The 25,259-nt window shown below is 71.7% G+C and carries 22 protein-coding genes; 2 read left to right on the top strand and 20 right to left on the bottom strand.

Annotated elements, in window-relative coordinates; genetic code table 11:
* Positions 1-44 precede the first annotated feature (44 nt).
* From ABD299_RS13945 to ABD299_RS13920, 6 genes are all read right to left on the bottom strand, one after another.
* A complete protein-coding gene (locus tag ABD299_RS13945; protein ID WP_344262087.1) occupies positions 45-779 on the bottom strand; it encodes a hypothetical protein in 735 nt (244 codons plus the stop codon).
* Positions 780-881: 102 nt separating this feature from the next.
* Positions 882-1,766, bottom strand: coding sequence for an SAM-dependent methyltransferase (locus ABD299_RS13940; protein ID WP_344262085.1), 885 nt, complete (start codon positions 1,764-1,766; stop codon positions 882-884).
* A gap of 71 nt (positions 1,767-1,837) precedes the next feature.
* Complete coding sequence (locus tag ABD299_RS13935; RefSeq protein ID WP_344262083.1) at positions 1,838-4,756, bottom strand: FAD-binding and (Fe-S)-binding domain-containing protein; 2,919 nt, start codon at positions 4,754-4,756, stop codon at positions 1,838-1,840.
* 63 nt (positions 4,757-4,819) lie between these two features.
* Positions 4,820-5,293: an FmdB family zinc ribbon protein gene (locus tag ABD299_RS13930; RefSeq protein ID WP_344262081.1), complete on the bottom strand. Its 474-nt coding sequence runs from the start codon at positions 5,291-5,293 to the stop codon at positions 4,820-4,822.
* A 24-nt stretch (positions 5,294-5,317) separates the two neighbouring features.
* Positions 5,318-6,607: a hydroxyacid-oxoacid transhydrogenase gene (locus tag ABD299_RS13925; RefSeq protein ID WP_344262079.1), complete on the bottom strand. Its 1,290-nt coding sequence runs from the start codon at positions 6,605-6,607 to the stop codon at positions 5,318-5,320.
* 60 nt (positions 6,608-6,667) lie between these two features.
* Positions 6,668-7,477 carry an N-acyl homoserine lactonase family protein gene (locus tag ABD299_RS13920; protein ID WP_344262077.1) on the bottom strand — a complete coding sequence of 270 codons (810 nt, stop codon included), beginning with the start codon at positions 7,475-7,477 and terminating at the stop codon, positions 6,668-6,670.
* Positions 7,478-7,716: 239 nt separating this feature from the next.
* Between ABD299_RS13920 and ABD299_RS13915 the strand changes: the two genes are divergently transcribed.
* Positions 7,717-8,439 carry a GntR family transcriptional regulator gene (locus ABD299_RS13915; RefSeq protein WP_344262075.1) on the top strand — a complete coding sequence of 241 codons (723 nt, stop codon included), beginning with the start codon at positions 7,717-7,719 and terminating at the stop codon, positions 8,437-8,439.
* Positions 8,440-8,492: 53 nt separating this feature from the next.
* Here the strand turns inward: ABD299_RS13915 and ABD299_RS13910 are convergent, their stop codons facing one another.
* The 13 genes from ABD299_RS13910 to ABD299_RS13845 all read right to left on the bottom strand — a co-directional run bounded on the left by ABD299_RS13910 (position 8,493) and on the right by ABD299_RS13845 (position 21,570).
* Positions 8,493-9,836: a glycosyltransferase gene (locus ABD299_RS13910; RefSeq protein WP_344262073.1), complete on the bottom strand. Its 1,344-nt coding sequence runs from the start codon at positions 9,834-9,836 to the stop codon at positions 8,493-8,495.
* A 112-nt stretch (positions 9,837-9,948) separates the two neighbouring features.
* Positions 9,949-11,298 (bottom strand): glycosyltransferase 87 family protein, encoded by a 1,350-nt coding sequence (locus ABD299_RS13905; RefSeq protein WP_344262071.1) that lies wholly within the window; start codon positions 11,296-11,298, stop codon positions 9,949-9,951.
* Between the two features lie 68 nt (positions 11,299-11,366).
* The gene (locus ABD299_RS13900; protein ID WP_344262069.1) at positions 11,367-12,053 is read right to left on the bottom strand and encodes a transglutaminase-like domain-containing protein; all 687 of its coding nucleotides are present in this window, start codon (positions 12,051-12,053) and stop codon (positions 11,367-11,369) included.
* Between the two features lie 12 nt (positions 12,054-12,065).
* Positions 12,066-13,205, bottom strand: coding sequence for an acyl-CoA dehydrogenase family protein (locus ABD299_RS13895; RefSeq protein ID WP_344262067.1), 1,140 nt, complete (start codon positions 13,203-13,205; stop codon positions 12,066-12,068).
* A gap of 38 nt (positions 13,206-13,243) precedes the next feature.
* Positions 13,244-14,722 (bottom strand): AMP-binding protein, encoded by a 1,479-nt coding sequence (locus ABD299_RS13890; RefSeq protein WP_344262065.1) that lies wholly within the window; start codon positions 14,720-14,722, stop codon positions 13,244-13,246.
* Between the two features lie 82 nt (positions 14,723-14,804).
* Positions 14,805-15,602 carry a maleate cis-trans isomerase family protein gene (locus ABD299_RS13885; RefSeq protein WP_344262063.1) on the bottom strand — a complete coding sequence of 266 codons (798 nt, stop codon included), beginning with the start codon at positions 15,600-15,602 and terminating at the stop codon, positions 14,805-14,807.
* Entirely contained in the window at positions 15,599-17,035 is a 1,437-nt protein-coding gene (locus ABD299_RS13880) for an MFS transporter (RefSeq protein WP_344262061.1), read from the bottom strand. Before ABD299_RS13880 ends, ABD299_RS13885 begins: the two co-directional genes overlap by 4 nt.
* A 59-nt stretch (positions 17,036-17,094) precedes the next feature.
* Positions 17,095-17,808 (bottom strand): HAD family hydrolase, encoded by a 714-nt coding sequence (locus ABD299_RS13875; protein ID WP_344262058.1) that lies wholly within the window; start codon positions 17,806-17,808, stop codon positions 17,095-17,097.
* The gene (locus tag ABD299_RS13870; RefSeq protein ID WP_344262056.1) at positions 17,805-18,752 is read right to left on the bottom strand and encodes a pseudouridine-5'-phosphate glycosidase; all 948 of its coding nucleotides are present in this window, start codon (positions 18,750-18,752) and stop codon (positions 17,805-17,807) included. The genes ABD299_RS13875 and ABD299_RS13870 overlap by 4 nt, the downstream gene beginning before the upstream one ends.
* Before the next feature lie 143 nt (positions 18,753-18,895).
* On the bottom strand, positions 18,896-19,270 hold the full coding sequence (locus ABD299_RS13865) for an ectoine synthase (protein WP_344262054.1): 375 nt from the start codon (positions 19,268-19,270) through the stop codon (positions 18,896-18,898).
* Positions 19,271-19,288: 18 nt separating this feature from the next.
* Positions 19,289-19,537 (bottom strand): phosphopantetheine-binding protein, encoded by a 249-nt coding sequence (locus ABD299_RS13860; protein WP_344262053.1) that lies wholly within the window; start codon positions 19,535-19,537, stop codon positions 19,289-19,291.
* Between the two features lie 473 nt (positions 19,538-20,010).
* Positions 20,011-20,619: a hypothetical protein gene (locus tag ABD299_RS13850; RefSeq protein WP_344262049.1), complete on the bottom strand. Its 609-nt coding sequence runs from the start codon at positions 20,617-20,619 to the stop codon at positions 20,011-20,013.
* A gap of 63 nt (positions 20,620-20,682) precedes the next feature.
* Positions 20,683-21,570, bottom strand: coding sequence for a hypothetical protein (locus tag ABD299_RS13845; protein ID WP_344262047.1), 888 nt, complete (start codon positions 21,568-21,570; stop codon positions 20,683-20,685).
* 179 nt (positions 21,571-21,749) lie between these two features.
* Here ABD299_RS13845 and ABD299_RS13840 point away from each other — a divergent pair, with 179 nt between their 5' ends.
* Positions 21,750-21,965 (top strand): hypothetical protein, encoded by a 216-nt coding sequence (locus tag ABD299_RS13840; protein ID WP_344262045.1) that lies wholly within the window; start codon positions 21,750-21,752, stop codon positions 21,963-21,965.
* Positions 21,966-21,983: 18 nt separating this feature from the next.
* Here the strand turns inward: ABD299_RS13840 and ABD299_RS13835 are convergent, their stop codons facing one another.
* A complete protein-coding gene (locus ABD299_RS13835) occupies positions 21,984-25,103 on the bottom strand; it encodes an AfsR/SARP family transcriptional regulator (RefSeq protein WP_344262043.1) in 3,120 nt (1,039 codons plus the stop codon).
* Between the last annotated feature and the right edge of the window lie 156 nt (positions 25,104-25,259).

Genomic DNA, 25,259 nt, shown 5'->3' with positions numbered 1-25,259 from the left:
GTACCTCCAAGGATCCGGTCCCCGGCGGGTGTTTCCCCGCCGGGTCAGCCGGGTGTCACGACCCCGGTCTCCGGGTCCGCACCGGCTGTGCCGCGGACCCGTTCCGCGAGATGACGGAACTGCGCGGTCTGCATGATCACGTGGGCGGGCTCCCAGAAGCCGAGATCCAGTGTTCCCATCAGCAGGCGCGGCCTGCTCCGGTAGCGGGTCCGGACGACCAGACGCGTGGCGCCCTCCCCGTCTCCCTCCACTCCGTCACCGTCCGGCACGCCGGTCAGGTGGAAGCTCCAGACCGCCTCGGTGAAGGCGCGCGGCAGCGGCCCCGAGGGATCGAACGGACGGCCGGACGGCACTTCCAGGTCCGCTCGAAGCACCAGTGCCCGCAGCGGATCCAGCCGCGCGACCGTGAACCAGGACCGGCCGTCGGGTGTGGAGGCGATGCGATCCCCCTCCGCCAGGTCCTGCCACTGCGGCACGAGCCGGTCGGCGCTGGGCCGCCCCGCGTTGTCCGCGCGGTCCCAGCTGTACCAGCCGGCCCGGTCGCAGCCCATCTGCACCAGCCACGGCCACACCTGTTCCGGCGGAGCAGGCAGCGTCGTGGCCATGGTGGACTGGCCGTCGGCGTCCGGCACGAGCTCGTCCCCCGGGTACACCCGGCGCGCCTCGTCGCCGGTCGCGCCCAGACGCAGCAGCCGCTGCCGCGCCGCCAGTCCCATCCCGATCAGTGCCCCGGCACCCGCCCACAGCGGCAGCCGGGCCATACGGTGGTTTCCGCCCATGGCTCCACATTCGCACCCGGCCGTTCCCGCCGCTACCGGAAGCGGCGGGAACGGCCGGGTGCGAATGTGGAGGGGACGGTTCCGGTGCGGACCGCTCGGGGGTCAGGCCTGGGAGCCGGCGGCCTTGCGGCCCATGCCGGCGAAGATCAGCAGTCCGCTGTGGTCCAGCGGTTCGCTGACCGGGCCGTCCGGCCGCCACAGCGGAAGCGGGACGACACCGGGCTCGACGATCTCCAGGCCGTCGAGGAAGCCCTCGATCTGCTCCTTGCTGCGCAGCTGCCCGCGGCCGAGGGAGGCGATGAGGTTCTGCTCCATGGCCCTCGCCTCGGGGAAGGCGTTGCAGAAGTGCGTGACGAAGAGGTGACTGCCGGGCGCCAGCCGGTCCTTGTAGTAGTTGACGGTGGCGGCCGGGTCCTCCTCGTCGAGGATGTGGTGGATGACGGCGACCATCAGCAGGCCGAGGGGCCGGGAGAAGTCGAGGAACCCGTCGATCTCCGGGTGGTTCAGGACGTGGTCGGCGTCCATGAGGTCGGCGGTGACGACCCGGGTGCGGTTGTCCCTGGCGAGCAGCGCCCGGCCGTGAGCGAGGACGATCGGGTCGTTGTCCACATAGACGACCCGGGCCTCCGGGTTGACCGCCTGGGCGACCTCGTGGGTGTTCTGTGCCGAGGGAAGACCGGAACCGAGGTCGAGGAACTGATCGATGCCCTGCTCGGCGAGGTAGCGCACACCGCGGATGAGGGTGTCGCGGTTGACGCGGGCGCTGTCCACCCCGGCCGGGGAGATCTTGCGGCCGGCCTCCACCACCGCGCGGTCCACCGGGTAGTGGTCCTTGCCGCCGATGGCGGCGTCGTAGACGCGCGCGATGCTGGGCTTGCTCGTGTCGATCTCGACGGGGGTGTGGTCGGGGTCCGCCGCGGCCCAGCTCCAGTCGAAGTCGCGCTTCTCGCCGTCCTGCGCCTCGCTGTTGTCCGTACGGTCCGTCATGATGACCCTGTTCCCTCCGACGCCTCGTGAGCCGGGCGGCAGTCTTTCACGTCACAGTGGCCCGCTGTGTATCAACTCCCCTCACCGGAAACAGTTTTCGGACGCCCGGTGTGGTCATCGCGGGTCGGCAGACGGTCGGCCAGGAGTTCCGCGAGGTGCCGGCCGCGGCGGCCGGCCACGTGGTCGAGCTGGGTACGGCAGGAGAACCCGTCGGCCAGCACCACGCCCTCCGGGGGAAGTGCACGGACGGCGGGCAGCAGCGCGTTCTCCGCGATCTTGACCGAGATGTCGTAGTGGCCGCGTTCGGCGCCGAAGTTCCCGGCCAGTCCGCAGCACCCCCCGACCGTCCGGACGGAGGCGCCGGCGGCGCGCAGCAGCTCTTCGTCGGCTTCCCAGCCCATGACCGCGTGCTGGTGGCAGTGCGGCTGGGCAACGGCCTCGACCCCGTCGAGACGGGGCGGGGTCCACTGCGGGCGGTGCCGGGCGAGCAGTTCCGCCAGGGTATGGGTGGCCCGCGCGACGGCCGTGGCCCGGGCGTCGTCGGGGCCGAGCAGGTCGGCGGCGTCCGAGCGCAGAACCGCGGTGCACGAGGGCTCCAGCCCGACGACCGGGACGCCGGCCCGGACGTGCGGAGCGAGCATGTCGAGGGAGCGGTCCAGCACACGGCGGGCCGTGGTGAGCCGGCCGGTGCTGATCCAGGTCAGTCCGCAGCAGACCCCGGGACCGGTGACGCGCACCTCGAACCCGGCGTGCTCCAGCACCCGTACGGCGGCGATGCCGGTGCGGGGGGAGAAGTGGTCGGTGAAGGTGTCCACCCACATCAGCACGGGGGGCCGCTCCCCGGCGCCGGCAGCCACCGGTTCGTGCTCCGCGAACCACTGGCGGAAGGTGCGCGGCGCGAAGCGGGGGAGGGGCCGCCGCTGATCGATGCCGCCCAGGAAGCGGGCGGCGGCCGCCACCGGGGGCAGTGCCAGCAGCCGGTTGACGGCGCGCGGGGCATGTGAGGCGAGCCGGGCCCAGCGGGGGAGTGCGCCGAGTGAGTAGTGGGATGCGGGCCGCAGCCGATGCCGGTAGGCCTGGTGCAGAACCTCGGCCTTGTAGGAGGCCATGTCGACGCCGGTGGGGCAGTCCGAGGCGCAGCCCTTGCAGGCCAGGCACAGGTCCAGGGCCTCGCGGACCTCGGGGGCACGCCAGCCCGCCGGGGTCAGGGAGCCGGAGACCATTTCCTGCAGGACCCGGGCCCGGCCTCGGGTGGAGTCCTTCTCGTCCCCGGTCGCCAGGTAGGAGGGGCACATGACGCCGCCGGCCGCGGTGGTGTCGGCCCGGCACTTGCCGACGCCGGTGCAGCGGTGGACGGCTGCGGCAAGGTCTCCGCCGTCGTGCGGGTAGGCCAGGGCTAGGCGGCGCCGGGGAAGGCCCGGCCGGTTCCCGGGGGGTACGGGGCGCAGGTCGGCGTCCAGCGGCCGGGGGCTCACGATCACGCCGGGATTGAGCAGGTCGCCGGGGTCGAAGACGGCCTTGACCTCGGCGAACGCGTCCAGAGCCTGGGGTGAGTACATCAGTGGCAGGAGTTCCCCGCGGGCCCGGCCGTCGCCGTGTTCGCCGGAGAGCGACCCGCCGTAGGAGGCGACCAGCCGCGCGGCGTCGTGCAGGAAGTCGCGGAACACGGCTGTGCCGCCGGGCCGGTGGAGAGGGAAGTCGATGCGGACGTGCAGGCAGCCGTCGCCGAAGTGACCGTAGGGGGTGCCGGTCAGGCCGCGCTCGGTGAGCAGGGCATCGAAGTCCCTCAGGTAGGCACCGAGGTGCTCCGGTGGTACGGCGGCGTCCTCCCAGCCCGCGTGCGCGGTGGCGCCGGCCGGGGTTCGGGCGGACAGTCCCGCGCCGTCCTCACGGATCCGCCACAGCGCGGCGGCCCGCGCGGGGTCGGTGACGACAACGCTGTCCAGGGCCCCGGCGGCGGCGGTCAGGTCTGCCGCGGCACGCCGTGCCTCGCCGGCGGTGGCGCCGGGTACCTCGGCGAACAGCCACCCGGCGCCGTTGGGCAGCGGAGGAACCGCGGATGTGCCGCGCCGGTCCCGCACCACCTGCACGATCCGGGCATCGATGCCCTCCAGTGCGACCGGTGCGTGGGGCAGCACGGCGGGCACCGCGTCGGCGGCCTCCGCCATACCGGGGTAACCCAGCACGACGAGCACGGTCGCGGCCGGGGCGGCCACCAGCCGCACAGTGGCCCCCAGGGTGACCGCGCAGGTGCCCTCCGAGCCGACGAGCATCCGGGCCACGTCGAAGCCGTTCTCGGGCAGCAGGTGTTCGAGGGCGTAGCCGGAGACCTGGCGGGGGAAGCGGCCCAGTTCGGTGCGGATGACCGACAGGTGGGAGCGGGTGACCTTGCGGAGCCGGGCCAGCAGGGGGGAGAGGTCGTCGTTCCCGCCCGGTGCGCCGACGGTGAGGCGCTCACCGGTGCCGGCCAGGATGTCGAGGGCCACCACGTTGTCGCCGGTCCGGCCGTAGGCGAGGGCCCGTGACCCGCAGGCGTTGTTGCCGATCATTCCGCCGAGTGTGCAGCGGTTGTGAGTGGAGGGGTCGGGGCCGAACCGCAGGCCGTGGGGCGCCGCGGCGCGCTGGAGCGAGGCGAGCACGGCCCCCGGTTCGACCACGGCGGTACGCGTCTGCGGGGCGACGGAGAGCACGGAGTTCATGTGCCGGGAGAAGTCGAGCACCACGCCGGCGCCGACCGCGTTGCCCGCGATCGACGTGCCGGCCCCGCGCGAGGTGAGCGGCACCCCCTCGGCTCGGCACACATCGAGGACCGCAGCGGCCTCGTCGGGGTGCCGGGGGAAGACCACGGCACGCGGCACCACGCGGTACAGCGAGGCGTCACCGGAGTACTCGGCCCGCCGCCGCGGGGTGACGTCGACCTCGGCCACCCCGGCGCGGCGGAGCCGCTCCGCCAGCCCTCCCGTGCCGCCCTCGGGGGAGTTCCTCAACACGTTGTCCTTTCTTCTGTCGTCCTTGCCGCGCGGAGGCGGAGTTGGTGCCGCGTGCGGGTGCCGCTATGCGGAGCCGGTGCCGGTCCCCCCGGCTCCGCTGTCGCCACCGCCCTGCCCGTGCCCGTGCCCGTGCCCGTGGCCGTGCTCGTGCCCGTGGCTGTGGTGGCCTGAGGGACCGGCGGTGGACGGCACCGTGTCGCCGGCACGCAGCGGGGCCCCTTCGAACCGTCCTTCGTGAGCGAGGATCGGGCGCCGGTCGCCGGCCAGTTCGGGATGCTTGTCCTCCAGCTTCCGCCGGGCCTCGGCGGTGCGCTGAAGGGCGGTGACGTACTCGCGGTCACCGCGGTAGGTCCCCTTCCAGGTCTGCGGCATCCGCTCCGGAGGGGGAGGCACGGCGGCCACACCACCGATGCCGAAGGTGCTGGGCACCTTGCGGGTGGTGCCGCCGCAGTGCGGGCAGTGCGGCAGCGCGGCGCTGAACGACTGGATCACCTCGAAGCGGTGTCCGGTGGCGCAGGCGAGTTCATAGATGGCCATGGGGTTCTCCTTTCGCCACGGGGCTCACCACAGGGCGAGGGAACGTTCGAGGATGCCGGCGATGTCGTCCTCGGTGACCTCGCGCGGGGCGGTGGCCAGCAGCCGCTGCTGCTTCATGGCGCCGTCCACCAGGTCCGGGATGTCGCTGTGACCGTAGCCGACACCGCCGATGCCGTTGGGGATGCCGATGTCGCGCATCAGGCGCTGGATCGCGGCCGGAAGGCGCTCGGCGGGGTCGTCCGGCAGGTCCGCGCCGGCAGCCAGGATCTCCGCCGCGCGCAGGTGCCGTTCGGGCTGCGCGGAGAAGGTGAAGCGGAAGGCTTCGGGAGCGGTGAGGGAGACCGCCATTCCGTGCGGCACCATCGCTTCGTCCCGGGGGTAGCCGGAGGGCCTGAAGTCCTTCACCCGGCCGGCGATCGGGTAGGCGTTGGCGTGCGGGATATGCACACCGGCGTTGCCGAAGCCCAGGCCCGCGAAGGTGGCGGCCAGCGCCATGTCGGAGCGCGCGCGGGCGTCGTCGCCGTGGCGGACGGCGGTGCGGAAAGCTCCCGCGAGCAGGTGCATGGCACGTTCGGACCACACGTCGGAGATCGGGTTGGCGCCGCAGTAGGGCACCCGCTGCTCGGGGCGTTTGCGGTCGTAGGCGTCGTACGGCCGGGCCGTGTAGCTCTCCAGGGCGTGGCAGAGGATGTCCATGCCGCTGGCCGCCGTCACTCCGGACGGCTGGGTGGCAGTGAGGTCCGGGTCGATGACGGCGAGGGCGGGTCGCAGCCGGGTGTGGCTGATGCCGGTCTTGACCTTCAGGGACAGGACGTCCAGCACGCAGATGGTGGTGGACTCCGAGCCGGTCCCGGTGGTGGTGGGCACGGCGACCAGCGGCTTGAGCGGCTCGGCCGGAACCCGCGCCCTGCCCACGGGGGCGTTGATGTAGTCCATCAACTCGCCCGGGTTGGTGCTGAGCAGGTTGACGGCCTTGGCGGTGTCGATGCTGGAGCCTCCGCCGACCGCCACGAAGGCGTCCCACGGGCCCGTGGCCCGGGCGTGCTCCACGGCCTGGTCCAGACTGATGTCGGTGGGCTCGATGTGTACGCCGTCGTAGACCTGGGCTTCGATCCCGAAGCCGCTCATCTGGTCGGCGATCCGTTGCGGGGCCCCGGTGGCGGCCACCCCGGCATCGGTGATCACCAGGGCCCGGCGTGCGCCGTGCTGAGCGAGGTCGAAGCCGATCTCACCGGAGGAACCGGGACCGAACTTCAGCGCCGGGGCGCCGTAGGTGAACACCGTCTCGGGCCCGGCCGGATGGGTGGTACTCATGTGCTTCTCCAGGGAGGGGGCGGGCCGGCCGGACGCTGCGGGGCGGCCGGCCCGGGACGATCAGAGGTAGAAGCCGTTCGGGGCCAGGCGCATGGACCGCAGCTGGGCGGCGTCGTGACCGAAGACGACGGTGGCGTCGGACCGTTCGGCGATGCCGCGGATCTTCTCCACCGAGCTGTACCAGGCGGCCAGGTCGTTGACGATGGCGGCGGGGACGGCGGGCGGGCCGTAGGAGTCACCCATGTAGACCGCGTCCGAGGTGAAGATCATGGTCCCGGTCTCGGGCAGGTCGACCTTCATCGCCATCGTGCCCGGGGTGTGACCGGGCGCCTCGATCAGGGTGACGCCGGGGAGGATCTCGACATCCCCGCTGACGGTCTCGAAGTCGTACGCCTCGTAATCGGCCTTGAGGTGCGCGCCGTTGAAGGCTCCTTCGTATCCGAAGGCGAACTCCTTCTCCTTGTCGTTGCAGATCATCCTGGCTCCGGTGCCGGCGAACAGGCCGATGTTGCCCGCGTGGTCGAAGTGCAGATGGGAGAGGACCAGGTAGTCGATGTCCCCCGGCGAGACCCCGAGCTGGCCGAGGCGCGAGTCGAGGTACTCCTCGTCGCTCACCTGGTCGTAGGGGAAGAACTCCTGCAGACCTGTCGGGACCCAGCGGGTCTCCCAGTCGCGAGGGCAGCTGGTGTCCCACAGCAGCATCCCGTCCGGGGTTTCGACGAGCACGCAGTGAGTGGTGCAGGGGTACCACTCGACCGGCTTGTCACGGTCGGCACGGGGCCGGATCGTACGGCCGGGCTTGAGCAGCAGCCAGGTCAAGTCGCAGCTCATCGCGCCGCAGCCGAGCACGTGGACCTTGTTGGCAGGCACGGAATCCACCTCCAGTCCGGGGCGGCCTCCGCTGGCCGGCCCGTCGGAGCAGGACGGTCGCATGTAGCATGCTACCTGTCAAGGGGGTGCGCGACGACGCGCCGCGCGCCACCCGTCCGCGGTGGAGGCGCCGCTGCCGGAGGGAAAGGAACTGCTCCGCGGAGGGCAGAGGACGCCGGAGGAGGGGACGGCGCCGGTGACGGGTAAGCTGCGCAGCGGAACCGAACAGGGGGCTGCGGGTGCGCGAGATCCAGGGGGCATCCTCCCTCACCGACCAGGTCGTGCAGGCCGTTCGTGAGGCGGTGCTCAGCGGTGAGCTCAAGGCCGGTGAGCTGTACTCCGCGTACCAGCTGGCCGAGCGGCTGAAGATCTCCAGGACCCCCGTCCGTGAGGCCCTGCTGCGCCTGGCCGAGGCCGGCATGGTGCGTTTCGAGCGCAACCGGGGTTTCCGGGTGCTCAAGCGTGACCCGCAGGAGATCGTCGAGGTCTTCCACCTGCGTCTGCTGCTGGAGGTGCCGGCAGCCGGACTGGCGGCCCGGAACGCCGACGACACGCTGGTCGCCGCGCTCCGGCAGGAGCTCGACGCGATGCGGGCGATGGCCGACGGGGGCGACGACGCCCGGTTCATGCGGCACGACCGTCAGTTCCACCAACTGCTGCTGCTCGCCGGGGGCAACGCCCGGCTGGCCGCCGTCGTCGACGGGTTGCGCGACACCACCACGACGCTCGGCACCTCGACCGTCGGCCGCTCCCGGAACCTGTGGGAGATCGCCGCCGAGCACGAACCCGTGCTCGCCGCCGTCACCGCCCGGGACCCGGACGCGGCCATGAGCGCGCTGCGGGCGCACATCACGCACACCGCCGATCTGCTCGTCGGGCAACTCACGGACGAGGCCGGCACTCCGCTCAGCCCCGCCCAAGCCGAACTCCTCGGCCGCCCCGGCCCGCCCGCCGGCCGCTGACGGCCGTGCGGACGGGTACCGGGAAGCGGGCAGATGACCCCGGGCTGTAGCGGTCAGCCGGGGCCGCCGCCCGGCCTGCGGCGTTCTCCGTCCGTCGCGGTGCCGCCCCGGTCCGGGGCCGGGGGACGGCCGAACACCGCCGTCCGCAGGACGGTGAACCGGACGGCCGTGACCAGCACGGCGGCACCCGCCAGCACCAGGCTCTCCGCCGCCGCCGAGGCCCCGGGTTCCGCCGCCCGGTAGGCGAGCACCGCCCCGAGCGTCATGAGGTAGCCGAGTACGAAGAGCATGCCGGCCCCGAGGTGGGCGCGGACCGGGCCGGCCCGGGAGCCGCGGAAGGTCCACCGGCGGTTGGCCTCGGTGTTCGCCACGGTGAGCACCACCATGGTGACCAGGTTGGCCAGAGCCGGGGACCACCACGAGCGGAGCAGCCAGTACAGCAGTGCGTGTCCGGCGGTCGAGGCGATGCCGATGGCGATGAAGCAGCTCAGCTCCCAGCTCAGGTGGCCCCGGCGGCGTCCGGGAGCCAGCACCGCGTCGGGGTGCTCCGCGGTCGGCTCCGGCCGGCGCGGCAGGGAGACGGTGGCCGCGCCCGTGGCCTTCATGCGGGTCATGCGCCACAGTCCTCTCAGGTCCTTCACCGCGGTCCCTGCCACGTCGACCCGGGTGTCGAGATCCTCGATCCAGTCGACGGGGACCTCGTGCACCCGCAGGCCGTTGTGCTCGGCCAGGATGAGCAGTTCGGTGTCGAAGAAGAAGCCGTCGTCACGAGTGACTTCCAGCAGGGGCCGCAGGACTTCGGTCCGGGCTGCCTTGAACCCGCACTGGCCGTCCCGGAACCTGGCACCGTGGGTCAGCCGGATGAGTGTGTTGTAGCCGCGCGAGAGAACCTCCCGGCGGGTGCCCCGGCGGGTGCGGGCGCCGGGGGCCAGGCGGCTGCCGATCGCCAGGTCGGAGTGGCCGCTGGCCAGCGGGGCTATCAGGGGCAGCAGGCCGTCCAGGCCGGTGGACAGATCGACGTCCATGTAGGCGACGATGTCCGCGTCGCTGGCACCCCAGACCGTGCGCAGGGCAACGCCCTTTCCCTTCCGTTCCAGGTGGACGACGCCGACGCCGGGCAGTTCCGCGGCGAGTTCGTGGGCGACGTCCAGGGTCCGGTCGGTACTCGCGTTGTCGGCGACGGTGATGCGCCAGGGATAGGGCAGCTCGTCGCGCAGCCGGGCGTGCAGGGTCCGTAAGCAGCCGGGAAGCGCGCGTTCCTCGTTGTGAACGGGGACGACGATCTCGACGGTGGTGGTGTCCGGCGTCGCGGCAGCGGGGCGGGGCGCCGGCTGGAAGCCGGCGGCCCGGCGGAGGGCTTTCCCGGGCGCGCTCACGCCGGGGGATGTGCGTGTCATGGGTACCTCGCGCGGTCGGTGCCGGCGCGGTGCCGGCAGGGGGTGTGCCCGGAAGCGGTCCGGGCCGGTGCGGAAGGAGCGGGCGCGGCCGGTCGGCGGCACCAGCCCCTGATCAGGCCGGCCGCGAGGGCGGGGCCGCGCCGGCGGGAACCCGGTCCGGGACCGGGTCGGCGGCGTCCTCCCGTGGTGGGGTCGGGCCGTGCTGCGGGGGGTCCCCGGCGATGAAGTCCCTCGGCGCGGAGGCGGGCTCGAAGTGGCGCCTGACCCACAACGGGCCCAGCAGCAGGAGCAGCAGACCGGTCAGCGGGAACATGGCGGCGATCACCTGTTCCCAGGCGGCCAGGGCCATCGGCGCGGGCGGGGATTCCTCGATGCCCAGGAGCATGAAGACCCGGACGGTGAAGACGGCCACCAGCACGGCCGTGACCGCGGCGACGGCCCTCGCGCGACGGCGGTGGGCCCATACGGTCAGCCAGATGAGCAGGGGGATGACATAGACCCAGTGGTGCTCCCAGCTGATGGGGGAGACCAGCAGGCCGGTGACGGCGGTCGCGGAGAAGCCGAGGAAGTCGGCGCCGCGCCGGAAGGCCCAGGCCGCGACGGCCAGACCGTAGACGGCCACCACCCCGAGCACCACCAGCCACCAGTTGGCGAACTGCTCACCCGAGAGCACCCTGGCCAGCGCTCCGGACAGGGACTGGTTCGGGGTGTCGAAGACGCCGCCCGCCCGTGAGGAGTGGAAGACCAGTCCGCCCCAGTAGGTGGCGGAGTCGGCGGGGGCGAGAAGGAATCCCACGGCAACGGTGGCCATGAAGGCCGCCACGGCGTTGCGTGCGGCACCCCAGCGGCGGGTGATGACCAGGTACGCGATGAAGATCAGGGGGGTGATCTTCAGTCCTGCCGCGATGCCGATTCCGATGCCCCGCCACTTGCCCGCCGAGCGGCGGAAGTCCATCAGCACGAGCAGCAGCAGGAACATGTTGATCTGGCCCGCGATGAGCTGGACGCGGACCGGGAGGAGGCAGGTGGCCAGGATCAGGCCGGCGAGGGTGAGAGCGACCTTGGCCTTGCCGTCGCGGATGCCGGCGATGCCCAGCGTCAGCCAGACCACGGCCCCGAGGGCCACCAGGGAGACGGTGTTCCAGACCAGGGCGGCCGCCCCGGCCGGGAGATAGGACAGGGGAACGAAGAACGCCATCGCGGTCAGGGGCGGGTAGAGGTACGGCATCTCGCCGTATAGCGGGGACATGACAACCAGGTCGTACAGTGACCCGCCTGCCCGCACGGTCTCGCCACTGGCCAGGTAGACGGTCAGATCGACCGTCCATCGCTGGCTCCAGTACGCGTCGTTGGTGTAGACGTACCAGGCGACACCGGCGAGCAGGAAGGAGACCGCGACAACGGCCGGCCAGGTGAACGCGTGGAGCCGGGCGGAGCTTCGCCGGCGCGGTGGGCTGGGCATGGTCTTCCTCTTTCCGGTTCTCGGGAGGGGGAGGCGGGGTGGGGAGGGCGGACGGCGGACAGTCCGGCTCAGGCGCCCGCGGCGTCGGCGACGAGAGAACCGCCGGCCGTGGTGACGCCGTTCTCGAACAGGCGGGGGTGGGCCTTCCGGAGGCCGTCGATCAGGAAGTCGTAGGGCACGTCGTCGAAGTCGCCGTGGGAACGCAGGAACTCCATGTGCCGGCGGCCGTCCTCGTCGAACGGGTGGTACATGCTGTCGCTGCGGCCGTCGAAGTCCAGTGGGCGGATCTTGTAGAGCTTGCAGAGCAACGCGTTGAAGACCGGAGTCGCCCGCACCCACCGGCCCTCCAAGTACACGGTGGTCAGGCTGTGGAAACAGAACACCTTGCCGCCGACCAGCTCCTCCAGCCGTGGCGAGGCCAGGTGGTTGCGGACGTCCCCGTAGTAGATGCGGCTGGGTATCCCGACCGCGCGCAGGGCGGCCGCGTAGACCACCGACTTGTGGACGCAGAAACCGGTCCCGCGGCTGATGGTGGCGCCGGCCCGGAGTCCCTCACGGGAGAGGTCCGCGCCGTAGACCTCGTAGTGGATGCCGTCCCGCACCGCGTAGTACAGCGCGCAGGCACGTTCCACCTCACTCATGGCGGCGCCGCCGTCCGGCAGCACCTTCCGGACGAACCCGCGTACCTCGGGGCCGTCGTGATCGATGAACTCGGTCGGGCGGAGCAGGTTCTCCTGGATGGTGCGGACAGTCATGGCTGGTCTCCCTCACAGGCCGATCATGGTGGCGATGCGCTGGCGCTGGATGTCGGAGGTGCCCGAGTAGATGGTCCCGGCCACCGCGTTGCGCAGGTCCTTCTCCAGTCCGTACTCGGCGGTGTAGCCGTAGCCTCCGAAGATCTGGACCGCGGCGAGTGCCGAACTGACGTTGCTCTCGCTGGTGATGAGCTTGCTGATGGCCAGGTCGGCCGTGACGTTCCGGCCGTCCTGGAGCTTCCGGGCCGTGTCGTAGAGCCACTTGCGGGAGCTCTCCACGGCGATCTTCATTTCCACGATCCGGTTCGACACCGATTGGTTCGCCCCGATCGGTCTGCCGAACTGCGTGCGCTGGTTGGCGTATTCGATACACCGCTCCAGCCGGTGCTGCATCTCGCCCAGGTTGATGACGAAGGAGCAGAGGATCTCCCACTTCATGACGTGGTCGAGAATCAGGAAGCCGGAGCCGGCCGCCCCCAGCACGTTGGCCGCGGGGACCCGGCAGTCCTGGAGGAACAGTTCGCACAGAGGCGAGGTGCGCAGCCCCATCTTGGCCACCGGACGGCCGAGGGTCAGACCCGGAGTGTCGCGGTCCACGAGGAACGCGGTGAGGGCCGCCGGACTGCCGCGCCTGCCGGTCCGGGCGTAGACCACGAAGACATCGGCCACCGGCCCGTTGCTGACGAACGCCTTGCTGCCGCTGAGCACGAACTCCTCGCCCTCGCGCACCGCCGAGGTGCGCATCGCCATCACATCGGAGCCGCCCTCCGGCTCGGTGATCGCGTGCGCGCCGATCGCCGTCCCGTCGCACACCCGCCGCAGGTAGCGCTCCTTGAGCGCCCGGGAGCCGAACCTGTGGAGCGGCACCCCCGTGCTCACCAGATGGGTGGAGGCGGAGAAACCCAGTCCGCCGTCACGGCACCGGTGTCCCAGACCCTCGAGCACATACATCGTGGTGAGCAGATCCTGGCCGAGACCGCCCCATTCGGTGTCGAAGGGCATGCCGAACAAGCCCGTCTCGCGCAGCCGCTTCCATGCCGCCCCGGGGAACTCCTCGTCGGCGTCCCGTTGCAGGTGGCCTTCCCCGAGCGCCGCGCCCATGTCCTCGATCGCTGCGCGCAGCGCGCGCTGGTCCTCGTTCCACTCGATCACGGTTCACATCTCTTCCTTCGGGGTCCGCGCGGGACCGGTCATCGTGTGGTCATGGCCGCGCCGGGCCTGCCCTCCGGTACCCGAGGCCGTCCGAGAGCGGCCCGGTCGACCTTCCCGGTGGGGGTGCGCGGCAGTTCTTCGTCGGTGATCTCGATCACGCCGGGGATCGCCGTCCGGGGGAGCCGGGAGGCGCAGTGGACGCGCAGCCGCAGTCCGTTCATGCCGGAGCCGGGTGTCCGGCGGACCACCGAATGCAGCACGGTGCCCGCCGCCTCGTCCGGTACCGCGATCACCGCGGCCTCCATCACCTGCGGGTGGGAGAGGACGACCTGTTCGACCTCCTGGAGGTTGGTGCGCACCCCCCGCACTTTGACCTGGTGGTCATTGCGGCCGGTCAGGAACACCAGGCCGTGCTCGTCACGCCGCACCAGGTCACCGGTGCGGAACCACTGCCCGTCCCACTTGTCCCCGGTCAGTTCCGGGTCCGTATAGCCCTTGGCCTGGAACGGGGTGGCCACCACGAGTTCCCCGGCGCACGCGCCGCTCAGCACCCGGCCGTCCCCGTCGACGACGCGGGCCCGCACCCCGTCGACGGGACGCCCGATCGGCACGGGCCCGGGGCCGCGGATCTCCTCGGGCGTGACCTCGTGCAGGAAACTGTCGTTCGTCTCCGTGCATCCGTAGACATTCCACATCCGGGCCCCGGGGAACATGGCGGAGACCCGTGCCAGAAGGGCGGGCGGCGCGGCCTCACCGGTGACGAGGATCTCCCGGGCGCCGGGGAAGGTCTGCCCCGGCGCCGCCGCCCGGTCCAGCAGCCGGAAGAACAGCGGCACCGCCTGGAGTACCCGCGGCGCCCGCTCGGCGCACAGCCGTACCAGGTGCGGTCCGTCGGCCGCCCGGCCGGAGTCGACCAGGTGGACGCAGGCGCCCGCCGCCAGCGAGGTCCACACATCGAGCAGGCACAGGTCGAAGTTGAGGGGCGCGTAGTTCAGCACCCCGGTCCCGGGGCCGATACCGAAAGCGGGTGCGGCCCAGGAGCGGAAACGGTCGGTGCCCTCGTCCGACAGCACGACCGTCTTGGGCGTACCGGTCGATCCGGAGGTGGTAAGGAGCAGGCCGGGGCCGGGCGGCAGGTCCGCCGGCCGGGCCGGGGCCGGGTCCACCGGAGAGCCGCGCACCGCGGCACCGGAGGCTTCCAGCACATGGGTGCATCCGGACGCCGCGCAGACGGCCGACAGTGCCTGCGCGCCCAGGCCGGAGGCCGGCACCAGAACCCGACGGCCCGCCCGGAAGCACGCGAGGAGCAGGGCGACGGTCTCCGGGGACTTGCGCGCCGGGACGCAGACCGGGACGCCGTCGGGGATGGCCAGGGCCGCCAGCGAGCGGTGGGCACGACGGGCCAGGCGGTCCAGTCCGCCGTAGCCGACGACCTCTTCGCCCCAGCTGAGGGCGGGAGCGGCGGGCCGGGCGCGGACCTGCGCGTCGAACGCGTCGACGAACGATCGGGACGGCATGAAGGATTCCTCCAGACGTGGGTGCGGGGCCGTGCCCGGACGCCCGGACGCGGCCCCGCGGGGGGACGGTGACTGCGATGTGTCAGACGGCCGCCGGCCGCACGGACAGCAGACGGCCCGCGCCGGGGACGTCCACGTCGACCCCGGTGAGAGTGAGCAGGCGCCACAGGCAGGCCTGGTTGGACGTCACCACCGGCACGCCCAGCCGGCTCTCCAGGTGGCTGACGGCCTCCCACGACCGGAAGCCGCTCCCGGGAATCAGGACCCCGTCCGCGTCGTCCGGGAAGCGCTCGGAGACCTGCCGGCACACCTCCTCGGGATCCACCTCCCAGCGGCCGCCCCGGTCGAACAGCTGATGCCTGCGGACGCCGCGCCACCGGGAGTCCAGCTGGTACTGGAGCAGGTCCGCCACACCGAACCCGGCCTCGGCGAGATAGCCGCGGGTGGCGTCGAAGGTAGGAGCGGTGAACCAGGGCGGCGCCACCACCAGCGGACGGCTCATGCCCAGCGCGGCCATGGCCCCGCGGATCGCCTCGCCCGCGGTGAAGACCTCGGTGCCGCCGGCCAGCTTCCGTGCCGCCGAGCTGAACCCGCGGTCGAACTCCCGCCCCCCGAAGAAGCTGGCGGAGCCGAAACACAGGCAGATCGCGGACAGGTCCATCTGCCCGAGCTGGACGATCCCTCGCCGGACGTCCGGCGAGGCCGTCATCTCCTGCCAGGGGGTCCCGGTGTACTCGTCGCCGTTGCTGGTGGGGCTCTCGAAGCGGGCGGCGTGAACCGTCACGCCGGACGGCGCCATGCCCGCGAGTTCCGCCTCGACCACCGGATCGTTGTGGATGACCAGGACACCGAGCTGGGCGAGCCAGGAGTGCTGTCTCATGGCTTCTCTCCCCCGGTCACGGGCACCGTTTCCACGGCCGGGGCGGGACGGGGCGGGGAGGAAGGCCGGGCCAGACCGAACCAGGCAAGCACGCCTCCCAGCGCGGCGGCCACCGCGGTGGCGGTGAACGCCCAGCCGAAGTCGGCCTGCTGCGGTGCGGGGCCGAGCACCAGAACCAGCACCGCGATGCCCAGCGCCCCGCTCATGTACTGGGACGTCGTCATCAGCGCCCCGGCGACGCCCTGGTTGCGGTCCTCGACATCGGCCGTACCCGCGATGAACATCGTCACGTAGATGACACCGTGTGCGAAACCGGTGATGAGGAGCCCCGGCAGCAGATCCACCAGATAGCTGTCGCCCCGGGTCTGGAAGGCGAGCAGCAGCAGCCCGGCGGAGGCGACGGCGAAGGCCGAGGTGAGGGTGCGCCGTACCCCGAGGACGGCGACGATGCGGGCGGAGACCGAGTTGGCCAGGGCGATCGCCACGGCCATCGGCAGGAACGCCAGCCCGGCCGCCAGAGGCCCGTAGCCGCGCAGTTCCTGGACGAGCAGCGTCACCACGAAGAACTGGTTGCCGACACTGGCCATGTACAGCGCGGTGGCCCCGCAGCCGACCATCAGCCAGCGGGTGCGGGTCAGCAGCGGATCGACCAGCGGCTTGACGCTGCGCCGCTCACGGGCGAGGAAGGCGACCAGCAGTACGGCGGCCACCGCGAACCCTGCCAGCGTGCTGGGATGCGTCCACCCCTTGCCGGACGCCTGGGTGAGTGCCAGGGCCGCGGACAGCACCGTCCCCGTGCACAGCACAGCGCTCGGCACGTTCAGCGTCGTGGACCGGCGCGCGGCCTTGATTCTGGGCAGCAGCCTCGGCGCGGCCAGCGCGCAGACGACGGCCAGCGGGAGGTTGATGAGGAAGACCCAGCGCCACGACACCGTGGTGAGCAGGCCACCGGTGATGACGCCGGCGGCCAGCCCTGACGCGCCGACCGTGCCCCACACGGACAGGGCCCGGTTGCGTTCCGGTCCGGCGGCGAACGTCGTGTTGATCAGCGCGATGATCGCGGGCTGCAGGGCCGCCGCGGCCACGCCCTGCACCGCCCTTGCCACCAGTAGCGTCGGCGTGCCGGAAGCCAGGCCGCCCGCCATGGCGGCGATGCCGAAGAGCAGCATCGCGGCGATGAAGAGTCTGCGGGGACCGAAGCGGTCGGAGGCCCGGCCACCGACGATGAGGAAGCCGGCGAAGAACACGGCGTAGCCGCTGACGACCCACTGGATCGTGCTCTCCGTCAGGTCGAACTCGCCGCCGATGCTGGGGAGCGCGATGTAGACGATGGAGTAGTCGAGCGCGATGAGGAACTGCGCCACGGCGAGAATCGCCAGGGACGCGTTGGCCGAGCGGTGCCGAGCGGCGGCACCGGTGCCCGATGGGGCCATGAGGATCACCCTTGGTCTGAACCGAACGGAAGAGGGGGTCGGTGAGCGGGAACGGGGATTCAGCGAACGGCAGGCGGTCCGGTGGCTGTCAGTCCGGAGGAGGGCCGGTCCGCGCATCCCAGCAGGGCGGGCAGGGCGCCGGCCGAGCCGACGACATCGCGGGCCCCGGCCGTCCGCAGCTCCCCCTCCGTGGCGACGCCGTAGTCGACGCCGTAACCGGTCATGCCGGCGGCCCGCGCCATGCTCATGTCGTCCACCGCGTCCCCGACGACCACGCACCGCCCGGGAGGCGTGTCCAGCGCGGCGGCGGCCAGCAGAGCCAGATCGCCGTGCGGCTTCCCGCGCGCCGCCATCCCGTGGCAGGACAGCGTGTCGAAGGCGTCGGCCAGGCCCGTCGCACCGAGCAGCTCCTCGGCGCTGGTCCTGACCTTGCTGGTGACGATCGCGAGCGGCCGGCCCTGCTCCCGCAGCCGCGCGAGCAGTTCCGGGACGCCGGGGAAGACCAGATCGCGGGCGGTGGGGATCACGGTCTCGGTGAAGAGCTCCCGTGCGCGCCCCACCGCCCGCCCCACATCGCGATGGTCGGCGGGCAGCCCCAGCAGGCCGGCGAACGAGGCGGCCAGTGGCCTGCCGACGGTGGCACGCAGCCGGTCGTCGGCCACTTCCCGGCCGGTCTCCCGCAGCACCGCGCGCAGCACCTGCGTCATCCCGCCGGGAGTGTCCACCAGCGTCCCGTCCAGATCGAAAAGGACCGCTCCCGCCGGCCCGGTCACGCGGCACCCACCGGGGCCGGCCGCCGGCTCATCGCGACGGCCACCTGCGCGGCCAGAGCGCTGGTGGACAGCAGCACCGAGCGGTTGGCCTCGGCCGTCCGCCCCTTGGTGGCCGCCGAGACCTTGCTCAGGATGTGCGGTGTCATCGCCGGCCCGCTGATGCCGGCGCGGGCGGCATCGGTCTGGGTCCGGTGGATCAGACCGTAGATCTCCTCGGACGGCAGGGAGTCCTCCTCGGCGATGGGGTGTGTGACGAGGAAGCCGCCCCGGTTGCCCGCCTGCCAGTGCAGACGGGCGGCCGCGGCCAGCTCGGTGAGGTTGTCGATGCGGCGCGGGTTGCGCTGCCCGCTGGAGACGCAGTAGTAGGCGGGGAAGTCGTCGCAGCGGTAGCCGACGACCGGGACGCCCTGCGTCTCCAGGTACTCCAGGGTGAGGGCGGGGTCCAGCAGCGACTTTGCTCCCGCGCAGACGGTGGTGACCCGGTGCCGGGTGAATTCGATGAGGTCGGCGGAGACGTCGAAGGACTGCTGCGCGCCGAAGTGCACACCGCCGATCCCGGCGACCGCGAAGACCTCGATGCCCACGTGGCCGGCGGCCACCAGAGATGCCGAGACGGTCGTCCCGCCGTGGCCGCCGGAGGCGAGCGCGGGGCCGATGTCCCTGGTGCTGATCTTGGGCATGTCCGGGCTGGTGGCGAACATCTCCAGCTGCTCCGGCGACATGCCGACCGCGAACCTGCCGTTGACGATGGCGGTGCGGGCCGGCACGGCGCCGTTGGCCCGGATGGCGGCATCGATACCGAGGGCGGTCTCCAGGTTCAGCGGGTAGGGAAGGCCCTGCACCACTCCGGAAGACTCCAGCGCCACCACCGGGTGGCCCGACGCCATCGCGTCAGCCACCTCCTCGGAGACCGAGAACAGGGGTGTGGGGTCGGTCACGGGCATGTCGTACCTCCTGGGTCGGGGCGCCGCGAGGGGCGGCGGGAGTGGTGGGCGGCGACCGTGCGCCGTCCGTGGTCGGAGCGCGAGCGGGACCGCCCGGGTGCGGTGTCCCGGAGCAGGGCCGGCCCGTTCGGCGGTTCCGGTATTCAGTAGTGGGAGAACTCGTCGGTGTCGAAGCTGTGCCGCTCGTCGCCCCGCAGGGACGGGCTGAAGACGCTGACCAGCTCCAGGTCGCGGTCGGGGCCGGCGATCAGAAAATGCCGGTCGTGCTGGTCCAGGGCGTACATGACACCGGGCTCGATGTCGTGCGCGGTGCCGTCCTCGGTGATGACCTGTCCACGGCCGGCTATGCAGTAGCAGGCCTCGAGATGCCTTCGGTAGTGAAGCGGGGACTTCGACCCGGCTTTCACCGTGGTGTGGGCCACGGTGAAACCCATCCGGTCGTTCTCGACGAGGAACCGGTAGCTCTCCCCGTTCCCCCAGCTGACACCGGTCATCTCGGACTTGTTGCGAACGATCATGGCGGTCCTCCTGCGGAACTAGACGAAACGTGCTTCGCGAATGAATTCCGCGATGGAATCCACCGAGCTGAACTGGGCGGGAGAGATGTCCTTCTCCATCACCGGTATTCCGTACTCGTCGCCGACCCATGCGATGAGGCGCAGCAGGCCAAGGCTGTCCACCACGCCGGTGTCCAGCAGGTCGAGGTCCGCCGGCAGTTCATCGCTGCTCACGTCGGAGGCGAAACTGGTGATGATGAACCGTGTGATGTCACCTTCAACTGACATGCAAGTCCTCTCGTTCTCCGGAGGGCGGCCGGGGTCCGGGTCCGGGCGGCCGCAGGGCGGGAACGGCGAACGGCCCCTCCGGTGCGCCGGAAGGGCCGTTGACGTCGTGTGGATACAGCTGTGCCGTGAGAAAAGCGTGACACCTCTCCATCGTTTCGGTCAACCCCTTTCCGGGTTTCTGTGGAAGATTTCCTCCTCCTGGGAGGCCGCGTGCGGGCATGCCTTTCAGGCCCGCGGGCGTGCGGGCCTGATATCGGGAGGAAGGGCGTTTCCGGCGGGTTTCCGTTATGAATGAGCTCTGTTCGCTGCGGCGTTTCCGGCGAGGATCCGCAGTTCTTCGAGGTCGTACTCCGCGCGACCGGGACGGCCGTACCGGGTCAGCTTTCCGCGGCTTGCCCATTTCCGTACCGTGGCGGGAGTCACGCCTGCCGCGAGCGCCGCGAGGTCGGTGGGCACCGTCCGGCGGCGGCCGTTCACGCGGTCCCGGCCGGCACCGAGGGCCGGCTCTCCAGCCCCAGCCACTGGGACGGCTGCCAGAGATGGCCCGCGTCGCAGCTCAGCCGGGGACGGCGCCCGGGGCGCTGCGTCGCCCGGACCATCCGGTCACAACCGGGCGCGGGGCATCCGCCCGCGTCCCAGCACCGGACCGGCTCCGGCTCCGTCACCGCGCGTGCGGCCCGGGTGAGTTCCGCGACGCCACGGGCGAAGGAGGGGGCCGATGGCTGGGCCAGCAGCCAGTCCAGTTGCCCGTCCAGGAAAACCACGAGCGGAGCCACCCGGCGGCCGCCGGGAACGGGCAGACATCGCTCCGCGGATACCCGGGCCGACCAGGTGACCAGCGCCCGGAGGATGGCTGTGCGGGTGGCCATCGCGCGCTCGTCCAGGGTGATACCGCCGCGCCGGTTGCCGCTGATCCGCTCGGTGAGCTGAGGCGGAAGGCGGGTCAGTTCGGCCGCGCACCTCTCGTACAGAGCTGTGAGGCTCCGGAGAGATGCCCGTACGCAGCCAGGGCATCCGGTGTCCGGGCCGCAGGTTCCGTTCCGGCAATGGATGGTACCTACCGGTTCCTGCTGTTCCGTCATGCTGTGCTCCTTGTGGGGAAGGGCCGATGGCGCGGGGACGGGAGAACGGGGACCCCGGAGACGTCAGGAAGGGCGGAACGTCCCCAGTCCGTGAAGCAGAGCGGTCCGGTGGATCCGCTGGGCCAGTGTGCGGTCCAGGGCATCGGTGCCCAGCAGCTCCACCAGAAGGATGTGGTCCAGGCCGGTGCGGCCCGGCCTTTCCCCCCGGAGGATCTGACGGAGGTCGGAATCGACGCGTCCGCGCTGTTCCGAGGGGTGGATGCCCGCCTCCGCGTGGTGTACCCGGACGAATCGCCGCTCGCCGGCGCTCCGTAATCGCTCCAGGTCGTCGACGAAGACCCGGCGGACGCCGTGGAGAAGCCCCTCCGGCAGGTCCTGGCCGGAGGCGTTGACCACCACGGCTCCGCTGGCCACGTGGCCGGACCGGAGCCCGGCGGGGTCGGCGCCCGACAAGGCGATGAGGCTGGCGCCGAAGACCGCCTCCTCCATGCGGGGCGTGACGGACAGCCCGATTCCGGCCTGCTCCAGCTCCTCCGCCAGCATCGGTTGGACACTGTCCGCGACCGGGCCTCCGACCGGACAGAGCGTGATGTGGCTGACATCGGGCACGTGCCGGACGATCACCGGGATCAGCAGATCCGCCACCGGCCCCGAGCCGATCACGGACGCGGTCACCACGCCGGGGACCAGCAACTGGCGGGCGGCGAGCGCGGTCAGCGCGGCCGTGCGGCAGGCACGGAGCCCGGCGGCCGGCACGGCGCACCGGGTTCCGGTCCTCTCGTCCCTGAACACGACGTGCTCACCGGCCGGTCCGTACGCGTCCTTCGGCAGGGTGTTCCCGGGGGCGTCCCGGTGGCGGAGCAACTGCTCGACGACGACTTCGAGGAGATCGAGTTTGCGGACGACAGTGAGGAGTTCGTCCGTTCCCAGCCGAAGAATGGGGCCGCTCATACCAGGCTCTTTCTCTCGGGCGCGTCATCTGACGACGACGATGCGCGAGCGGCCTGCCGAAGTTCTCTCGGGTTTCTCCTGACGGGCGGCCGGACCGGGAGAGAACGCCGAGAGACGACCGATGGCGCCCACCCGTCCACTGGAACGTGACCGACACCCGCACTTCACGGAGGAACTTCATGATCCGCACTCGTCAGTTCGCCGTCACAGCCGCCGGTTCACTGTTCTCGGCAGCAGCCCTGGGGGCCGTGCTGATCACAGGACTTCCCGCCGTCGGCGCTGCGACCGGCCAGAGCGCCGCCGGTGGGGGAAGCGCGGTTCTCACCACCGAGTGCCCGCGCGACACCCACTGGATTGCGGAGCTGGGCAAGTGCGTGGAGGACACCCACTGGTGAGTGGCCCCTCCCGGCTCCTCACGGGCGGACCGCTCCTGCTGCGCCGTCCGCCCGGCGGTCGGCCGGCAGGGCGGAACGGGCCGCCCGCAGTTCCGCCAGCACGTGCGCCGCCTCGCGGGAGTCGTTCGCGGCCAGCAGTCGCACCGCCTGCTCCAGGTCCGCCCGTGCCGGGCCGGTCCGCCCCGCGGCGGCTCTGATGTCCGAGAGCAGGATGAGCGTCCTGCTCCGCATGAGTACCGAGCCGAGTTCCCCGAAGAGCCGGTCCGCTTCCGTCAGATGGGCCACCCCGACGGCGTCGTCCCCCCTCGCGGCAGCGATTTCGCCCAGCGTGTACAGAGCCTTCGCCTCGATGAGCTGCTCCCCGAGCCGGCGCGACAGACCCAGGGCGTGGGTCAGTGTCATCTCCGCGGTCTCGGTCCTGCCTTCCCTGTGCCGCAGCACTCCCAGGCCGTAGACCGCGTAGGCCTCCCCGATCCGGTCCCCGGTGTCACGGACGATCCGCAGCACACGGTTCAGGGCCTGCCTGGCGAGATCCATCCGGTGGGTGGCCAGATGGAGTTCGGCGAACCGGTGGACGACCTGGGCCTCGGCGCGCAGACAGGGGGCCTCGCGGCAGATGGCCAGGGCTTCCTCGAGCAGCTGCCGGGCGGCCGCGGTGTCGCCCTCGCTCATCCGGTCGCTCGCCAGGCTGCGCAGGATGTGAGCCTCTCCGATCCGGTCGCCGACGGCCCGCATGGTCTCCAGCGACTCCGCGTACTTCGCCCTCATCGCTGCGACATCGCCCCTCAGCTCGTCGATGTGGGCGGCGTTGCGCAGTACCAGGGCGCAACCGTGCGCGTGGTCCAGGGCCCGGAAGAGGCCCAGCGCGATGGTGAAGCATTCCTCCGCCGAGTCCAGCCGTGTCTGGAACATGTGCAAGGTGCCCAGGGAGTACTGCATGGCAGCTGTGCCGGTGCGGTTGCCCGCCCGTTCGGCGGCCTCCCGGGCGGTGAGTGCGCACTCCAGCCAGTCGTCGAAGTAGCCCTTCATCTCGAACAGGGTCACCGAGGTGAGTGCCAGATCCCAGCACAGCTCGTCCAGACCGGCGTGGGCGGCCTGACGCACCGCGGCGACGAGCGAGCCCCGCTCGGCCTCCCACCACTCGGCGGGATCCCCGGCGGCGTCGGGTGCCTCGCCGCGGGGAGGGCGCCAGCGCGGAGCCCGGCCGTGCAGAATCGTGTAGTCGCCGCCGTACTCCTTGCGGTGGGCCTCCTCGGCGAGGGCCAGCCACGCGCCCAGCAACCGTGTCAGTGCCGCTGCGCTGGGCTCCTCGGGTTCCGCCTCCAGCAGTTTCTCCCGGGCGTAGACGCGGATCAGGGCGTGGAAGCGGTAGCGCGACTGCTGTGAGCCGGGGAACTTCACCACGTCCAGCAGTTGTGCGTCGACCAGGCTCTCCAGTACCTCCTCGGCCTCGCCCAGGGAGCTGTCGAGCAGGGCGGCAGCCGTCCAGCCGGGAAAGTCGGGCGCCTCGACCAGGGCGAAGAGCCGGAACAGCCGCTGTGCCGGCTCGGTGAGAATCCTGTAGGTGAGACCGATGTTCGACCGCAGCTCCAGCCCGTTGTAGGCGAGCTCGTCGAGCCTTCTCGCCTCGTCGCGCAGGCGCCGGACGAGTCCGCCGATCTGCCAGTGCGGACGGGAGGCCAGCCGGGCGCCGGCGATCCGCAGGGCGAGCGGCAGCCCGCCGCAGAAGCCCACGAGCTCCACGACGGCACCGTCCTCCGCCCGCACCCGTTCCGGGCCGACGATCCTGGTGAGCAGTTCGGCCGACCTGTCGACATCGAGCATGCCGACGTCCACCCAGTGGGCGCCGGACAGCGAACCCAGCCGCTCCCGGCTGGTGGTGATCACCGCACAGGTGGGGCTGCCGGGCAGCAGCGGCCGTATCGTGGCCGCCGCCGGAACGTCGTCCAGCACCAACAGCAGCCGCTTCCCGGACACCTTGCTGCGGTACAGCTCCATCCGCTCGTCGGTGTCATCGGGGACCGCGCTGCCCGCCACCCCCAGTGCGCGCAGGAAGCGGGCCAGCAGCCGGGCGGTGCGGTCCTCCCCGCCGGAACCGCTCAGGTCGGCGTAGAGCTGTCCGTCGGGGAAGTGCGCGCTCAGTTCGTGTGCGGCCCGGATCGCCAGGCAGGACTTGCCGCTCCCGCCCTTTCCCGAGATCGCGATGATCGGCATCCCCCAGCGCGCGGAGTGGGTCGCCGAGTCCGTGGTCAGGAGCGCGGTGATCTCGCGCAGCTGCTCGTCTCTGCCGGTGAAGTCCGAGATGCTGGCCGGAAGCTGCTGGGGTATCTGGCTCGGGCCACCAGGAGCGGGGAGCGGGGAGGCGGCTTCCCGGCCGCTGCCGTGGGAGTCGCGGACCGCGGCGGAGGGCAGGTCGAGGGCCGCGTCCCGGTGGAGGATCGCCCGCTCCAGGTCCTGGAGCTCCTGGCCGGGGTCGATGCCGATCTCCTCCACCAGGACCGTCCGGGCGTGACGTGCCGCCTCCAGAGCCTCCGCCTGCCGTCCGGCACGGTAGAGCGCCAGCATCAGGAACCCGTGGAGCTTCTCGCGTAACGGGTGCTCCGCGACCAGCGTCCGTAACTCGCCGCTGAGTTCCTCGTGCCTGCCGAGTACCAGGTCGAGCCGGATCCGCTCGTCGAGCGCCGCCATTCTCCGGTCCTCCAGGAGGGTGGCGCCCCGCTGCACCAGTTCGCTCGTCACTCCGGAGAGGGCCGCACCGCGCCACAGGCCGAGCGCGGTGCCCAAGGTCAGTGTGGCGTCCGCCTCGTCGCCGGCGTCCACCTGCTCCCGGGCCTTCGCCACCAGGGCGCCGAACTGCAGGCTGTCGAGTTCACCCGGGGCGATCTCCAAGGCATAGCCGGGGGAGCGCCGGACGATGACACCGCAGCTGCTGCCGGCTTCGGCCAGGAGCTTCCGCAGCGCGGATATGGAGGTCTGGATCTGGGCGCGGGCGGTGGACGGAGGGGAGGTGTCCCAGACGGCATCGATGAGCTGCTCCACCGGCACCACCCGGTTGGCGTTGAGGGCCAGCAGGGAGAGCACGGTCCGCTGCCTGGGGCCACCGAGGTCGAACGACCGCCGGTCGTTCACGAGTTCCACAGGACCGAGGAGTCTGAGCCCCACTTGTACCCCAGATCAGGCGACGGCACAGCCTCGCGAATTGTATGCTGATGTGCCCGATGAGGACCAGACCCGCTCACCGCTCCCGCGGGCCGTCCGTTCTCCCGCTCCCGCCTCGAAAGGGCCCAAAACGGC

Source organism: Streptomyces sodiiphilus (assembly GCF_039529215.1).
GTDB classification, from domain to species: Bacteria; Actinomycetota; Actinomycetes; order Streptomycetales; family Streptomycetaceae; genus Streptomyces; species Streptomyces sodiiphilus.
The sequence above is the reverse complement of the archived record's forward strand: the minus strand, read 5'-3'. Positions and strand labels throughout refer to the sequence as shown.

Bases quoted from the DNA above. Each gene is read 5' to 3' on its own strand.
- ABD299_RS13945 (WP_344262087.1), bottom strand. From the start codon at position 779: ATGGGCGGAAACCACCGTATGGCCCGGCTGCCGCTGTGGGCGGGTGCC.
- ABD299_RS13940 (WP_344262085.1), bottom strand. From the start codon at position 1,766: ATGACGGACCGTACGGACAACAGCGAGGCGCAGGACGGCGAGAAGCGC.
- ABD299_RS13930 (WP_344262081.1), bottom strand. From the start codon at position 5,293: ATGGCCATCTATGAACTCGCCTGCGCCACCGGACACCGCTTCGAGGTG.
- ABD299_RS13925 (WP_344262079.1), bottom strand. From the start codon at position 6,607: ATGAGTACCACCCATCCGGCCGGGCCCGAGACGGTGTTCACCTACGGC.
- ABD299_RS13910 (WP_344262073.1), bottom strand. From the start codon at position 9,836: ATGACACGCACATCCCCCGGCGTGAGCGCGCCCGGGAAAGCCCTCCGC.
- ABD299_RS13905 (WP_344262071.1), bottom strand. From the start codon at position 11,298: ATGCCCAGCCCACCGCGCCGGCGAAGCTCCGCCCGGCTCCACGCGTTC.
- ABD299_RS13900 (WP_344262069.1), bottom strand. From the start codon at position 12,053: ATGACTGTCCGCACCATCCAGGAGAACCTGCTCCGCCCGACCGAGTTC.
- ABD299_RS13890 (WP_344262065.1), bottom strand. From the start codon at position 14,722: ATGCCGTCCCGATCGTTCGTCGACGCGTTCGACGCGCAGGTCCGCGCC.
- ABD299_RS13885 (WP_344262063.1), bottom strand. From the start codon at position 15,602: ATGAGACAGCACTCCTGGCTCGCCCAGCTCGGTGTCCTGGTCATCCAC.
- ABD299_RS13880 (WP_344262061.1), bottom strand. From the start codon at position 17,035: ATGGCCCCATCGGGCACCGGTGCCGCCGCTCGGCACCGCTCGGCCAAC.
- ABD299_RS13870 (WP_344262056.1), bottom strand. From the start codon at position 18,752: ATGCCCGTGACCGACCCCACACCCCTGTTCTCGGTCTCCGAGGAGGTG.
- ABD299_RS13865 (WP_344262054.1), bottom strand. From the start codon at position 19,270: ATGATCGTTCGCAACAAGTCCGAGATGACCGGTGTCAGCTGGGGGAAC.
- ABD299_RS13860 (WP_344262053.1), bottom strand. From the start codon at position 19,537: ATGTCAGTTGAAGGTGACATCACACGGTTCATCATCACCAGTTTCGCC.
- ABD299_RS13850 (WP_344262049.1), bottom strand. From the start codon at position 20,619: ATGACGGAACAGCAGGAACCGGTAGGTACCATCCATTGCCGGAACGGA.
- ABD299_RS13845 (WP_344262047.1), bottom strand. From the start codon at position 21,570: ATGAGCGGCCCCATTCTTCGGCTGGGAACGGACGAACTCCTCACTGTC.
- ABD299_RS13840 (WP_344262045.1), top strand. From the start codon at position 21,750: ATGATCCGCACTCGTCAGTTCGCCGTCACAGCCGCCGGTTCACTGTTC.